General features: G+C 68.7%; 13 protein-coding genes and 4 tRNA genes. 5 read left to right on the top strand and 12 right to left on the bottom strand.

Features of this window, described 5'->3' with window-relative positions; all coding sequences use genetic code 11:
- Positions 1–3: 3 nt before the first annotated feature.
- From I4Q55_RS20380 to I4Q55_RS20345, 8 genes are all read right to left on the bottom strand, one after another.
- On the bottom strand, positions 4–921 hold the full coding sequence (locus I4Q55_RS20380) for a phosphatidylinositol mannoside acyltransferase (protein WP_206789746.1): 918 nt from the start codon (positions 919–921) through the stop codon (positions 4–6).
- Positions 918–1,544 (bottom strand): phosphatidylinositol phosphate synthase, encoded by a 627-nt coding sequence (gene pgsA / locus I4Q55_RS20375; protein WP_206789744.1) that lies wholly within the window; start codon positions 1,542–1,544, stop codon positions 918–920. Before pgsA ends, I4Q55_RS20380 begins: the two co-directional genes overlap by 4 nt.
- 88 nt (positions 1,545–1,632) lie before the next feature.
- A complete protein-coding gene (locus I4Q55_RS20370; RefSeq protein WP_206789741.1) occupies positions 1,633–2,154 on the bottom strand; it encodes a MarR family winged helix-turn-helix transcriptional regulator in 522 nt (173 codons plus the stop codon).
- 73 nt (positions 2,155–2,227) lie between these two features.
- A complete protein-coding gene (locus I4Q55_RS20365; protein WP_206789739.1) occupies positions 2,228–2,770 on the bottom strand; it encodes an HIT domain-containing protein in 543 nt (180 codons plus the stop codon).
- Positions 2,767–4,794 carry a threonine--tRNA ligase gene (gene thrS / locus I4Q55_RS20360; RefSeq protein ID WP_206789737.1) on the bottom strand — a complete coding sequence of 676 codons (2,028 nt, stop codon included), beginning with the start codon at positions 4,792–4,794 and terminating at the stop codon, positions 2,767–2,769. Before thrS ends, I4Q55_RS20365 begins: the two co-directional genes overlap by 4 nt.
- A gap of 133 nt (positions 4,795–4,927) precedes the next feature.
- The gene (locus I4Q55_RS20355) at positions 4,928–5,542 is read right to left on the bottom strand and encodes a malonic semialdehyde reductase (RefSeq protein ID WP_206789736.1); all 615 of its coding nucleotides are present in this window, start codon (positions 5,540–5,542) and stop codon (positions 4,928–4,930) included.
- Between the two features lie 311 nt (positions 5,543–5,853).
- A complete protein-coding gene (locus I4Q55_RS20350) occupies positions 5,854–7,377 on the bottom strand; it encodes a sugar transferase (protein WP_206789735.1) in 1,524 nt (507 codons plus the stop codon).
- An 815-nt stretch (positions 7,378–8,192) separates the two neighbouring features.
- Positions 8,193–8,264: transfer RNA gene (locus I4Q55_RS20345), tRNA-Val, on the bottom strand.
- 390 nt (positions 8,265–8,654) lie between these two features.
- Here I4Q55_RS20345 and I4Q55_RS20340 point away from each other — a divergent pair.
- From I4Q55_RS20340 to I4Q55_RS20325, 4 genes are all read left to right on the top strand, one after another.
- Positions 8,655–9,080 carry an SsgA family sporulation/cell division regulator gene (locus tag I4Q55_RS20340; RefSeq protein WP_013227152.1) on the top strand — a complete coding sequence of 142 codons (426 nt, stop codon included), beginning with the start codon at positions 8,655–8,657 and terminating at the stop codon, positions 9,078–9,080.
- A gap of 112 nt (positions 9,081–9,192) precedes the next feature.
- Positions 9,193–9,265 (top strand) — tRNA-Gly (locus I4Q55_RS20335).
- Between the two features lie 23 nt (positions 9,266–9,288).
- A tRNA-Cys gene (locus I4Q55_RS20330) sits at positions 9,289–9,359 on the top strand.
- A gap of 1 nt (position 9,360) precedes the next feature.
- Positions 9,361–9,435: transfer RNA gene (locus I4Q55_RS20325), tRNA-Val, on the top strand.
- A 50-nt stretch (positions 9,436–9,485) separates the two neighbouring features.
- Here I4Q55_RS20325 and I4Q55_RS20320 read toward each other — a convergent pair.
- Both I4Q55_RS20320 and I4Q55_RS20315 read right to left on the bottom strand, forming a co-directional pair.
- Positions 9,486–10,697, bottom strand: a complete 1,212-nt coding sequence (locus I4Q55_RS20320; protein WP_206789929.1) for an integrase — start codon at positions 10,695–10,697, stop codon at positions 9,486–9,488.
- Positions 10,698–10,854: 157 nt separating this feature from the next.
- Positions 10,855–11,193, bottom strand: a complete 339-nt coding sequence (locus I4Q55_RS20315) for a helix-turn-helix domain-containing protein (RefSeq protein WP_206789734.1) — start codon at positions 11,191–11,193, stop codon at positions 10,855–10,857.
- Positions 11,194–11,413: 220 nt separating this feature from the next.
- Between I4Q55_RS20315 and I4Q55_RS20310 the strand changes: the two genes are divergently transcribed.
- Positions 11,414–11,845 (top strand): Lsr2 family protein, encoded by a 432-nt coding sequence (locus tag I4Q55_RS20310; protein WP_206789733.1) that lies wholly within the window; start codon positions 11,414–11,416, stop codon positions 11,843–11,845.
- A 687-nt stretch (positions 11,846–12,532) separates the two neighbouring features.
- On the opposite strand, the gene I4Q55_RS20305 is transcribed toward I4Q55_RS20310, so the two are convergent.
- Positions 12,533–12,859 (bottom strand): multidrug efflux SMR transporter, encoded by a 327-nt coding sequence (locus tag I4Q55_RS20305; RefSeq protein WP_307793264.1) that lies wholly within the window; start codon positions 12,857–12,859, stop codon positions 12,533–12,535.
- Positions 12,856–13,179 carry a multidrug efflux SMR transporter gene (locus tag I4Q55_RS20300; RefSeq protein WP_091314444.1) on the bottom strand — a complete coding sequence of 108 codons (324 nt, stop codon included), beginning with the start codon at positions 13,177–13,179 and terminating at the stop codon, positions 12,856–12,858. The genes I4Q55_RS20305 and I4Q55_RS20300 overlap by 4 nt, the downstream gene beginning before the upstream one ends.
- Between the last annotated feature and the right edge of the window lie 5 nt (positions 13,180–13,184).

Below are 13,184 nucleotides of genomic sequence, written 5' to 3'. Positions count from 1 at the left end.
CGTTCAGCTCGCTTCTTCGAGGCTTGCCTGCTCGGCGGCCTCGAGGTCGGAAGGCCAGAACTTCTGGAGCATGTGCCAGTCGGCCGGGTGCGCGGCGATGTCGCCGGCGAAGATGTCCGCCAGGGCCTGGGTCGCGGCCGGGACCTCGGCGCGCGCGGTGACGCGGATGCGCGGGTGCAGCCGGATCTGCCAGCCGTCCTCGGTGAACCAGCAGCCGGCCGGGATCAGCGCCGCGCCGGTCGTCGCGGCCAGCCGCGCCGGGCCGCCGGGCAGCCGGGCCTGCTCGCCGAAGAACTTCACCGGGATGCCGCTGGTGGTGAGGTCGCGGTCGCCGACCAGGCAGACGGCCTTGTTCTCGCGCAGCCGTTTCAGCAGCACGCGCATCGCCGAGCTGTCGCCGGTCAGCGGCACGATCTCGAAGCCGAGCGACTCCCGGTACTCGACGAACCGGCGGTAGAGCGACTCGGGCTTGAGGCGCTCGGCGACGGTCGTGAAGCCGCCGAGGTAGTCGGCCAGCCAGACGCCGGCGATGTCCCAGTTCCCGCTGTGCGGCAGGGCCATCACCGCGCCGTTGCCCTCGGCCAGCGCCGCGTCGAGGTTCTCCACGCCGGTGATCGACGCCGCGACCTTGGTGCTGACCTCCTTGTGGTCCATCGACGGCAACCGGAACGTCTCGTGCCAGTACCGGGCGTACGAGCGCATCGCGCGCCGCGTCAGCTCGTCGAGCTCGACCGGGTCGGCCTGCGGCACCACGCGGGCGAGGTTCGCGCGCAGCTGCCGCACGCCCCCGCCGTCGCGGCGGACGGCGAGGTCCGCGCCGAGCGAGAAGACCGTGCCGCCGAACCCGGCGGGCAGCCAGCCGGCGAGCTTCCACCCGGCCGCGTAGCCGAAGGCGCTCAACCGCTCTGACAGCGCACTCATGCCCGTTGCTCCCCGGCGGCGGCCTCGCGGGCCGCCTTCGCCACGGCGGCGAAGCGCTGCAGCAGTGTGACGACCGACCCGGCGGCGAGCAGCCAGAGCGTCACGTCCACGGTGTACGGGATGCCGAAGCCGTGCAGGCCGGTGCCGACCAGCGCGATGATCAGCCGCTCGGCGCGCTCGACGAGCCCGCCGTCGACCGGCAGGCCCGAGGCGTCGGCCCGGGCCTTCACATAGGAGATGACCTGGGCGAGCACCAGGCACAGGAGGGCCGCGGCGGCGGCCGGGTGGTTGTCGTCGACGACGAAGCACCACCAGGCGATGGCGGCGAACAGGGCGCCGTCGACCAGGCGGTCGCAGGTCGCGTCGAGCACCGCGCCGAACGGGGTGCCGTAGCCGCGGGCCCGGGCCATGGCGCCGTCGAGGATGTCGAGCATGGCGAAGCCCCACACCGTGAAGGTGCCCCACAGGAGGTGGTCGTTCGGGAAGAAGACGAGTGCGGAGACCACCGCGCCGGCGGTGCCGAGCACGGTCATCACGTTCGGGGTCAGCCCGGCGCGGACCAGCGCCTGGCCGATCGGATCGGTGACGCGGGAGACGGAGGCACGCGCGAAGATATTGAGCATCGGTTCGTCGAGGCACCTGGCTACGAGGGTCGGGTGGGCGAATGCAGCCTATCGACCCTTGTGCACGGCCCCGACGCGCCGCCCCGGGTCAGCCGGATTTCGTGAGCTGGCCCTCGTGCTCCCGCGCCTCCTCGGCGGCCGCGGCGGCGGCGCACTTCGGCGACAGCTGACGGCGGATGGCCGCGCTGATCTCGCCGAGCGCCGTCACCTGCTCCGGCGTCAGCGGGTCGAACAGGCTTTCGCGGACGGCCTCGACGTGGCCGGGCGCGGCCGCCTCGAGCGCGGCGAAGCCGGCGTCGGTCAGCACCGCCCAGGCGCCACGCTTGTCGGTGGGACACGCCTCGCGCCGCACCCACCCGTTCGCCTCCAGCCGCGCGACGGCGTGCGAAAGGCGGCTGCGCGACGCCTGGCGCGCGTCGGCGAGCTCGCTCATCCGCAGCCGGCGGCCGGGCGCTTCCGAGAGGGCGACGAGGACCTCGTAGTAGGTGTGCGGCATGCCCGAATCGTGCTGCAGCTGCCCTTCGAGGTGCGCGCTGAGCATGCGGGTGGCCGCGTTGAACTCACGCCAGACGCGCTGTTCGTCATCGCTGAGCCATCGGGTTCCGGACATAACCCCATCATACTCTCGGTTGAACACTCAATCAGGAGTTTTCGCCCGTCCGCCACCCGTGGTCCAGACGATTTCACCAGGCGTCGGCGAGCAGGTCCCTCGTCTCCCCCAGCAGCTGTGGCAGCACCTTCGTCTGGCCGATGATCGGCATGAAGTTGGCGTCCCCGCCCCACCGCGGCACCAGGTGCTGGTGCAGGTGCGCCGCGATGCCCGCGCCCGCGATGTGGCCCTGGTTCAGGCCGATGTTGAACCCGTGCGCGCCGGAGACCGCGCGGATCACCTTCATCGCGTGCTGCGTGAACTCGGCGACCTCGCGCGTCTCCTCGACCGTCAGGTCGGTGTAGTCCGCGACGTGCCGGTACGGCACCACCATCAGGTGCCCCGGGTTGTACGGGTACAGGTTCAGCACCGCGAAGACGACGCCGCCGCGGGCGACGACCAGGCCGGTTTTGTCGTCCAGCGAAGGGATGCGGCAGAACGGGCAGCCGGGTTCGTCGTCGCCGTCCGGCTTGTCCTGGCCCTTGATGTAGGCCATCCGGTGCGGGGTCCAGAGGCGCTGGAACGCGTCCTGGACCCCGACGCCCTGCTGTTCGACGAGCTCGGGACCATCGCTCACCGAACGACCGTCTCCAGCGCCTCGGCCGACGGCGACGCGTTTTCGCGGCGCTCGACCCACGACGCGATCGCCTCGACCGCCTTCGCCACCGGGACGCCGTTGATCTGGCCGCCGTCGCGGAAGCGGAACGACACCGCGCCCGCCTCGACGTCCTTGGCGCCGGCCAGCAGCATGAACGGCACCTTCTGCGTGGTGTGCGTGCGGATCTTCTTCTGCATCCGGTCGTCGCTCGCGTCGACCTCGGCGCGGATGCCCTTGGCGCGCAACGCCTTCTCGACGTCCTGCAGGTACTCGACCTGGTCGGCGGTGATCGGGATGCCGACCACCTGCACCGGCGAGAGCCACGCCGGGAACGCGCCCGCGTAGTGCTCGGTCAGCACGCCGAAGAAGCGCTCGATCGAGCCGAACAGCGCGCGGTGGATCATCACCGGCCGCTGGCGCGAGCCGTCCGGCGCGGTGTACTCGAGCTCGAACCGCTTGTTCTGGTTGAAGTCCAGCTGGATGGTCGACATCTGCCAGGTGCGGCCGATGGCGTCCTTGGCCTGCACCGAGATCTTCGGGCCGTAGAACGCCGCGCCGCCCGGGTCCGGGACCAGCTCGAGGCCGGAGTCGATCGCGGCCTGCCGCAGCGTCTCGGTGGCCTCCTCCCACTCCCAGTCCTCGCCGATGAACTTGTCGGAGTCACCGCGGGTGGACAGCTCGAGGTAGAAGTCGGAAAGGCCGTAGTCGGCGAGCAGGTCGAGGACGAACTTGAGCAGCGACTTGAGCTCGCCCGGCATCTGCTCCTTGGTGCAGTAGATGTGCGAGTCGTCCATCGTCAGGCCGCGCACGCGGGTGAGGCCGTGCACCACGCCGGACTTCTCGTAGCGGTAGACGGTGCCGAACTCGAACAGCCGCAGCGGCAGCTCGCGGTAGGACCGCCCGCGCGAGCGGAAGATCAGGTTGTGCATCGGGCAGTTCATGGCCTTGAGGTAGTAGCTCTCCTCGTCGAACTGCACCGGCGGGAACATCGTGTCCGCGTAGTAGGGCAGGTGGCCGGAGGTGTGGAACAGCTCGCCCTTGCTGATGTGCGGCGTGTTCACGAACTCGTAGCCGGCCTCCTCGTGGCGGCGGCGCGAGTAGTTCTCCAGCTCGCGGCGGATGATGCCGCCCTTCGGGTGGAACACCGGCAGGCCGGAGCCGATCTCCTCGGGGAAGGAGAACAGGTCCAGCTCGGCGCCGAGCTTGCGGTGGTCGCGGCGCTCGGCCTCGGCGATGCGCTCGAGATGGGCGTCCTGCGCCTCGGCCGACTCCCACGCCGTGCCGTAGATCCGCTGCAGCTGCGGGTTCTTCTCGCTCCCCCGCCAGTACGCGGCGGCGACGCGGGTCAGCTTGAACGCCGGGATGAACTTCGTCGTCGGCACGTGCGGGCCGCGGCAGAGGTCACTCCAGACACGTTCCTTGGTGCGCGGGTCGAGATTGTCGTAGATGGTGAGCTCGCCCTCGCCCACCTCCATCACCTCGGAGGTGTCCACTTCGGACTTGAGGTCGACGAGCTCGAGCTTGAACGGCTCGTCCGCGAGCTCCTTCTTCGCCTCGTCGACGGAGTCGAAAACGCGCCGCGAGAACTGCTGGGCGCCCTTGACGATCTGCTTCATGCGCCTTTCGAGCGCCTGCAGGTCCTCCGGGGTGAACGGCTTGTCGACCGCGAAGTCGTAGTAGAAGCCGTCCTTGACCGGCGGGCCGATGCCCAGCTTGGCATCCGGGAACTGCTGCTGGACGGCCTGGGCGAGCACGTGCGCCGCCGAATGGCGGATGACACTGCGGCCGTCGTCGGTGTTCGCGGCGACCGGCTCCACCTCGGCGTCGGCTTCCGGTGCCCAGGCGAGATCGCGGAGCTTCCCGTCGGCGTCGCGGACCACGACGATCGTGTCCTCGCCCTTCGTCGGCAGACCGGCCTCGCGGACCGCCGCGCCCGCCGTAGTGCCCGCCGGTACCACCACGCGGGAGGCGGCCACGGGGGAAACGGGGGGCGACTGCGACACGATCGGCTCCTCAAGCTGGAGTGACAAAGATGACGTCGTCGATGCTAGTCGGCTGCGCTCGCGCGCCTCACGCGCGTTGGGCGAACGCCGGACGGGCCGCCCCCGGCTCCGGAGGCGGCCCGTCCGATCGTGGTCAGAGGGTCTCGACGACCTGGTCGAAATCCAGCCGCGGCAGGCGGTCGAACCACGGGTTCTCGCCCGGCTTGCCGACGTTGACGACGACCAGCGAGCGCCACTTCTTGTCCGCGAAGAACTCGTCGTCGACACCTTGGGCGTCGAAGCCGGTCATCGGGCCGGCGGCCAGGCCGGCGGCGCGGACGCCGATGATGAAGTAGCCGACCTGCAGCAGCGAGTTGAGCTTGGCGAACTCGACTCGGCCCTGCTCGTCGGCGAAGTTGTCCTTGACCCCCGGGTTGTGCGGGAACACCTGGGGGATGTTTTCGTGGAAGTCGACGTCCGCGGCGAGCACCACGGTCAGCGGAGCGGCTTCGGTCTTGTCCCGGTTGCCCGGGGACAGGTGCGGGAGCAGGCGGGCCTTCGCCTCGGCGGTCCGGAGCACCAGCGCGCGCAGCGGCTGGGTGTTCATCGACGTCGGGGCCCACTTGACGAGGTCGTAGATCGCGCGGACCTGCTCCTCGGTCACCGGCTCGGAGCTGAAACTGTTGGCCGTGCGCGCCTCGCGGAACAGCAGGTTCTGGACGTCCGCGGGGAGCTCGAGGGCCTCGGTCTGCTCGGCAAAGGTGGTCATGGGGCTGTGCTTCCTTCCGTTGGGTCGGTATCCCGTGCAACCAGGTTGAGCGTTGAACTATTTCGCGCTCAACTACCCATCGGCGGTGATGTGGCCCACAGGCCTGCCGGTAATCCGGGCGAGCAGGCGCATTCCGGATCACCCGGACAGGTGCAGACCTCTGGGGCACTCAGCGGTGCGCGGGCCGTCCGACGACCCCCGCGGCCGTGGCCGGTAGCGCGCTGCAGCGGGCGCGACCCGGAAACGAGCACGGCCGCCGGCTCCCCGCGGCGGGAATCGGCGGCCGTGGCGCGCGGCGCGGCGGAGACGGGTCAGTAGGCGCCCTGCCCGCCCATCACCGCGCGGAACGTCTTCCAGAGGATCACCAGGTCCAGGGCGAGCGACCAGTCCTCGACGTAGCGCAGGTCGAGCCGGATGCTCTCCGCCCACGTGAGGTCGCTGCGGCCGCTGACCTGCCAGAGGCCGGTGAGGCCCGGCTTGACGAGCAGCCGGCGGCGGGCGTCGGGCGCGTACTGCGCGGTTTCCTCCGGCAGCGGCGGCCGCGGCCCGACGAGCGACATCTTCCCGGCCAGGACGTTGAACAGCTGCGGCACCTCGTCGAGCGAATACCGGCGCAGGAAACCACCCACGCGGGTGATACGCGGGTCGTGCTTCATCTTGAAGAGCGGGCCCGCGCCTTCGTTGTCCTGCTCCAGGGTCTTCCGGATTTCGTCGGCGTTGGTGACCATCGTCCGGAACTTGAGCATGGTGAACGTCGCGCCGTCGCGGCCGACGCGGCGCTGGCGGTAGATGACCGGGCCGCGGTCGTTCAGCTTGATCGCGACGGCGATCGCCACCAGCACCGGGGAGAGCAGGGTGAGCAGCAGCGCCGAGCCGAAGCGGTCGACGATCTCCTTCACCACCCGGCGGCCGCCGGTGAACATGGGCGCGGTGACCCGCAGCAGCGGCATGCCGAGCACGCCGGTGACGTTCAGCCGGGGCCCGGCGACCTCCATCAGCACGGGCGCCACGACCATCTCCGCGCCGGTGCCTTCCATGTCCCAGGCCAGCCGCTGCAGCCGTTTCGGCGTCCAGTACTGGTCGGCGGTGATCGCCACGACGCGGTAGCCGCCGCGCCGCACGTGCCGGGAAAGCTCGTCCAGCCGCCCGACCACCGGGACGCCGTCGATCTCGCCGCTGTCGCGGTCGGCGCCGTGGCCGTTGAACGTGCAGGCGGCTTCGACGCGCCAGCCGACGTGGGCTTCCGAGCGGGTGCGGGCGATCAGGTCGGCGACGGTTTCCGGGCTGCCGGCCGCCATCACCGGCAGCAGGCAGAGTCCCCTGGCGCGCTTGCGGTGCAGGACCTGGCGCAGCAGGTAGCGCTGCGGGAAGGCGACCAGCGCGATGGCCGGGACGACGACGAACACCCAGACCTGGACCTCGAGCGCGCCGAACAGCAGGCCGCCGAGGGCGACCAGGACGGCGGCGGTGATGAAGCCGCGGCCGAGGGTGCGGTACTCCTCCGCGCCTTCGCCGAGCACGCGCGGGCTCCAGGCCCGGCTGGCGGGCAGCGAGACGAACACCGCGAGGATCGTGCCGAAGGCGTGCATGTCATGGGGGGCAACGCGATCGATGACGAACGCGCTGATCGCGATCACCAGCAGCGTGATGAAGACGTCGCTGCCGATGACCCAGGCTCTGTACCGCGCTTCCCAGGCCGCGGGCCACGCCTTGGCGGCCGGGTCCCCGGCGTCGCCGGGTCGGTCGTCCCGCTTGGCGGGACGCGGGATGGCCTGGAGGTCGATGTGCGGCGGTGGCTGGCTCACCGTGTACGAAGGCCGCACCGACTCTTCCATCTGACCTCCCGGGAACTGGATCGAGTTGAGCCGCAGGCACGCAGCGTCACCGAAAACGATTTCGGAGAGTCACTACATCTCGGTAGTCGCGCGGCGCCCGCGGAGGCATCACACGGCAAGTTATCGGCGGCTGTCTCGGCAGTGTTACAAGGATTTCCAGCCACATCCTGCGGGACTTCCCGGCCAGAAAATGGCCGGAACATAACAAGATGATGACGATGCGTAATAGGGCGTATCCCCGTGAAAATTACGTTGAGTAACGAACAGGGCGATGCCCGCACCCGGGTGGACCAAGCACCGCCAAACGGCCCAGCCGACCCCCGTGGAATCTACTGTGGACACTCCCGATCAAGAAGGTCCACAGTGGACCAGCCGGAGCTGCGGACGCCGGCTCGCGGACCCGGTCGCCACCGACGGTGACATTCGCCGTCACCACGTCACGCACACCGGCTTTTGTCACACGTCGAACCGCATCGAAGGGGCACGACGTGCCGAGAATCACATCGGACCTCCCGAAGGGACGGCGTTCGACAAAAAGCGGCCGCAGCGACAGCGTTCGAAGGCGGTTCCAGCGGGCCCGGGCGGCGGGGGGCGCGAACCACTCTCGCAAGCTGATACGCATGACCCGAACGGATCGTTCACTCCGTTTTTGCGACGCGACCACGCACTTGCCGAGCTTTGCCTCAAAAAGGCGACCCAACCTGGGGGGTCCGGGGGCTTGCCCCCGGACGGGGCGTGGGGGCTCGGCCCCCACAGGACACGCCAAGAGAGCCCTGTCTGCGCTTTCCGCAGACAGGGCTCTCTTGGCGATCGGGTGGGCGATACTGGGATCGAACCAGTGACCTCTTCGGTGTGAACGAAGCGCTCTCCCGCTGAGCTAATCGCCCGCTCGCGGTGTTGTGGTGAACTTTAGCGTACGACTTTCAGGCGCCTGCAAACGGGTGGTCCTGGACAACCACACTCCGCTTACCGGTGAGTACGGAACGCACAACCCCGAGCTAGCCGGGGTTGTGCCGGCAGGGGGCCGCCCGACACCACGTTCGACATCCGTGCGACGGTGCTATCGCCCGGCGACTAAACCGCGCAGTATGGAGGCGTGGGCTCCGCGGGGCGCGCCGGTCAGTTGCGCGTCGCGGGTGGTCACGGGTGGAGACGGGGGCCGAAGAGCCCGGACGGGTGATCTGCGGCGCACCCGCGACGGATTCGGCCTCCTGATGCGTCCAAGTGGTGACGCCCTCGGCCGGGCCGGGCCGGGAAGGGAGACGAAGGGTAGGACGATGCGCAACGATCACGTGACGCTCCGCTCGACGGCGGTCTTCGACCTGCTGGCACCGCGGACTCCCGCGGTTCCGGTGAAGGTGGAGCTGCGCTACGACACACGCGACCCGTACGCGGTCGTCGCCGCCTTCCGCACCGGCCGCGCCGGCTGGGTCGAGTGGGTGTACGCGCGCGACCTCCTCGCGGACGGCCTCCTGGCCGACGCGGGTGACGGGGACGTCCGCATCCGCCCCTCCGTCGAGGACCCCGAAGCGGTCCTGATCGAGCTGAACTCGCCGTCCGGGCACGCCATGTTCGAGGCATCGGCCCAGGAGCTGGCCGACTTCCTCGACCGGACGTATGACGTGGTCCTCCCGGGCAACGAGCACCTGTGGGTCGACGTCGACGACGCGCTCACCCACCTCATCCCCCACGATCTGGCCTGATGACAGGCTCGCAACGGCGAAGTGACACCCCGGTGTCGGCCCCGTTTTCGGGGTCCGATATGGTTTTCCCACACCACGGCGACGGGGACACGGGTTCCCGGAGCGGCGGAGTGCGGATGTAGCGCAGCTGGTAGCGCATCACCTTGCCAAGGTGAGGGTCGCGGGTTCGAATCCCGTCATCCGCTCGGTAGGCTCTCGAGCCTGGCACGGTGGAGTGGCCGAGAGGCGAGGCAACGGCCTGCAAAGCCGTGTACACGGGTTCGAATCCCGTCTCCACCTCGCGCGATTAGCTCAGCGGGAGAGCGCTTCCCTGACACGGAAGAGGTCACTGGTTCAATCCCAGTATCGCGCACCACATGTTTACGCAGGTCAGAAGCCCTGTCCCTCCCCGGAGGGGCGGGGCTTTCAGCTGTCAGTCGGCGACGATCCGGCGACGGCCCCCGGACCCGGCCCGATCGCCCGCTGGGACCGCAGGTGCGGGAACCACGACACCAGCTTGGCCCGTTCCCCCGGGTACAGCGATGCCACGGATCGCAGCCAGCGTTCCTCCAGGGCGTCCAGGATTTGGTTCACCATCGCCGGGGTCACGTGGTCGTAGACCCGCGCGATGCCCTTCATCTTCTGCCCCAGCCGCGCCCGCCGCGCGACCTCCGGGATCCCCTCCTCAGTCAGCCACGTGCTGTGGGTGTGGCGGCCCTCGTGGAAGGTGAACGTCGGCAGGATCGGCGGCCGCCGCTCCCCCGCCCCGGCATCGTCGAGCTCGACACCGTCCCACGCCGGCCGCCAGAACCGGATCCGGAAGTTCGACCGCCGCCACGGATACCCCTCCGGCGTGCACAGCACGAAGGGCTCCCGATGGCTGTCCATCAACTCCTCGTACAGCACCGCAATCCCCGGCGGCAACGCCACGAACCTCGTACCCGCAGGGGTCTTGGTCCGGCCCTTCTTGGGCCGGGAGTTCCCGCGCCGCGTCGGCGGCCGCTGACGACCATCCGCGTGATGATCATCACTCTTCCGGCCTCCTTTGTAGACCTTCCCCGCCACCTCCTTCAACGGTGTCCGAATCTCGATGCCACGACGCTCGGAGTCGTACTCGTGCCGCTGCTGCCCGACAAGTTCACCCCATCGGGCGCCGGTATAGAAATCCATCAAGCACAACACGAACCCTGACTTGCCCAGCCCGAGCTCGTAGAGCCGCATTGCGGCCCGCAGCGCCTGGGCTGGCGTGGCGACCAATCGCTCGGTGTCGAACTCGCCGCTGGACACCCGGACCCCGCTGCACGGGTTGGCCGGGATCATCCGCGCCCGCACGGCGGCGTTGAGGATGGTGGAGAACAGCGCGAAGTACGAGGCCACCGACGACTCGGCATAGTCCTCGTGCAGCTCCGACAGCCACCGTTCGATCTCGACGTAGCCGTTGAAGATGGCGATCAGCGGCCACGCCTTCCACTGCGGGAGCAGCTGGGTGTCGAGGAACGACCGGTACTTCGCGACAGTGTTCAACTCCAGCCGCGGCGCGACAGCCGCCAGCCATTCCTCGGCGAAGTCGTCGAACCGGGTCTCGCCGTCGCGGGGGTCCAGCCAGAGGTTCCGCCGGATCAGGGCCTCCTGCTCCAGCCCCCACTCCTCGGCGGCTTTCTTGGTGGGGAATCCTGACCTGCTCCCCCATGTCCCGTCGGGACGTTTGTACCGGGCACGCCACTCACCGGTGCCGGGCTCTTCCTGGCCGTGGGCCATCCTTCAGCTCCTCTTCTTCTCTGTTGCTCCGCCCGCCTCACGCGGCGCGGAAGTCCTGGGCAACGTCCTGAACGGACACCCGCCGCCGCGGCGCCTTCACGGGGGTAGCGCTGAGGCGCACGATCTCGGCGACATCGGCGTGGGTGAACCGGTAGTGCTTCCCGAACCGGTGATGCGGCAACACCCCGGCGGCTGCCTGGTCCTTCAACGTCCTCGGCGACAGCTGCAGCAACTCCCCCACCTGCTCCGCGGTCAGCAACGCATCCGGATCCGCCGGCGGCTCCGGCACGGTCGCCTGCACCGCCGCGGCCAGCTCACGAATGGCCATGGCGACGGCACAGCCGTCTCCGTTTCCGTGGTCGCATTCGTTCTCCATCACGCACTCCATTCTTGTTGTCAGAAATCGAGTCGGTCAGGGAAGTGTTCGCCCCGGCATACACCTATCCACACCGAAACACGACCGGCAGTCAATAGGCTCTCGAAAGAAACTCAAAGAGCCTCGTACATGAGCAAACCCCGCAACACCCCGCGATTCCGCGACGCTACTGTTCGACGCACCGGTATCCGAAACGGCACCAGAACGAAAGGATGAGCAGATGACCAAGAGGGTCACGATCGAGATACTCGACGACACGGACGGCAGCCGGGCCGAGCAGACCGTCCCGTTCGGACTCGACGGCGTCGCCTACGAGATCGACCTGTCCACAACGAACGCCAACGAATTACGCGAAGCACTGGCCCCGTATGTGGCGGCGGCACGCCGAACCGGAGGCCGCCGGATCAAGGTCGCCGTCGGCCAGCCGACCGACAGCACGAAACAGGAATCGGAGCCAAGTTTGAATTACACGGCGACTCACGATATTCGCACGTGGGCTCGAGCAAACGGGTACGAAGTAGCCGATCAGGGGCGCATCTCCAAGACAGTGGTCGAGGCATACCACTCATCTCGCCAGCACGGCAGCACCGAAACCAGTCGGAAGCGTCCGACCGGAACAGTGGCTAAGCGGCGCACCAAACCACGAAAATGATGCTCCCTCAGCATCGAAGCACGTCTGTATTCTCATGACTCCTCCGAAGTAGCGATGGTGTGCCGAGTGCGGCACACCGGCGCTCCTAACTCCGGCAATCGGCTCTACTGGAGACATGCGGAGACCAGCCTTCCAGCGCACGTGTTCCCAAGGTGACAGCCGCCGGTACGTCTCGGCCTCCGACGGGTCGCGGTAGATGCCCGGTCCATCGGGCACAACACGTAACGTTTCGTCTGCCCGACCGCGCTCTTTCCGATGGGCTTTGGTACCAGTCGGAGGACCGAGTTGATCTATAACCCCAACCTGAAGTTCGCCACCGACCTGCTGCTCGAGTGACGATGGCCCGGTTCGCGAACGACGCGAACGGTCGCCGATCGCTTCATAAGACCCGAGCGGAGCACGGGAAATCTCCCATGTCTGCGTGCTCAAGGGGACTCGAACACATGTTCGTAGCATCCCTGCGCGAGATGCGTGTTCATGCGATCACCATAGCGCTGCATCGCAGCCAAACGCCAGCCGGTTCACGTCGGCGTGCCGACCGCCAACACGGAGAACTCCCCAACCCGCGCGGGCTCACCGACGAGCAGGGCGTGGAAGTTGCCGGGCGGGTTGACCACCGAAGCAGCACCGCAGGGTGCACGCAGTTGCCGGGGCGCAACCGGTGCTCGACAACCCGGCTGGCTGACGCTACGTCCGCGCGTTGAGCACGATCACGCCGCACACGATCAGGACGATTCCGGCGAGTGCGGGGACGGTGACGACTTCCGAGAACAGCACCGCGCCCGCCACGACGACCAGGGCGGATCCCGTTCCGGTCCACACGATGTAGGCGATGCTCGCCGGAATCGTCGTGACGGTCCGGGCGAGCAGCACCACCGCGGCGAGGTAGCCGGCGAGCGCGCCGAGCGACGGCAGTGGCCGGGCGAAGCCGTCCGAGACCTTCAGCAGCAAAGTGGCGGTGACTTCGACGGCGATCGTCAGTCCCAGGAGCAGCCGGCTCCGTGCCTTCGTCACAGGGCGCCGCCGACGTGGACCAGCGCGATGCCGCTGACGACCAGGCCGGCGCCGAGTGCATGGCGCCAGGTCAGCCGTTCCCCGAAGAACACGCGGTCGATGATGAGCAGCACGACGGCCGCGACGCCGCTCCACACGGCATAGACCACACCGACCGGCAGCACTTCCAGCAATCGGGCCAGCAGCACGGTGGCGCCGGTGTACGCGACAAGTGACCCGAGGGCCGGGCGCCACCGGCGGAATCCCCGGGAAAGCTTGACGAGCACGGTTCCCGCGACGCCGCAGAGCACGGCCGCCGCCAGCAGCAGATAGGCCATCATACGTC

It is taken from the genome of Amycolatopsis sp. MtRt-6 (genome assembly GCF_017308975.1).
GTDB lineage: Bacteria > Actinomycetota > Actinomycetes > Mycobacteriales > Pseudonocardiaceae > Amycolatopsis.
The sequence above is the reverse complement of the archived record's forward strand: the minus strand, read 5'-3'. Positions and strand labels throughout refer to the sequence as shown.

What these genes read in the sequence shown, in the direction of transcription:
- I4Q55_RS20310 (WP_206789733.1), top strand. Translation starts at nt 11,414, where the DNA reads ATGACCAAGAGGGTCACGATCGAGATACTCGACGACACGGACGGCAGC.
- I4Q55_RS20340 (WP_013227152.1), top strand. Translation starts at nt 8,655, where the DNA reads ATGCGCAACGATCACGTGACGCTCCGCTCGACGGCGGTCTTCGACCTG.
- I4Q55_RS20315 (WP_206789734.1), bottom strand. Translation starts at nt 11,193, where the DNA reads ATGGAGAACGAATGCGACCACGGAAACGGAGACGGCTGTGCCGTCGCC.
- I4Q55_RS20355 (WP_206789736.1), bottom strand. Translation starts at nt 5,542, where the DNA reads ATGACCACCTTTGCCGAGCAGACCGAGGCCCTCGAGCTCCCCGCGGAC.
- I4Q55_RS20370 (WP_206789741.1), bottom strand. Translation starts at nt 2,154, where the DNA reads ATGTCCGGAACCCGATGGCTCAGCGATGACGAACAGCGCGTCTGGCGT.
- pgsA (WP_206789744.1), bottom strand. Translation starts at nt 1,544, where the DNA reads ATGCTCAATATCTTCGCGCGTGCCTCCGTCTCCCGCGTCACCGATCCG.
- I4Q55_RS20380 (WP_206789746.1), bottom strand. Translation starts at nt 921, where the DNA reads ATGAGTGCGCTGTCAGAGCGGTTGAGCGCCTTCGGCTACGCGGCCGGG.
- I4Q55_RS20300 (WP_091314444.1), bottom strand. Translation starts at nt 13,179, where the DNA reads ATGATGGCCTATCTGCTGCTGGCGGCGGCCGTGCTCTGCGGCGTCGCG.
- I4Q55_RS20350 (WP_206789735.1), bottom strand. Translation starts at nt 7,377, where the DNA reads ATGGAAGAGTCGGTGCGGCCTTCGTACACGGTGAGCCAGCCACCGCCG.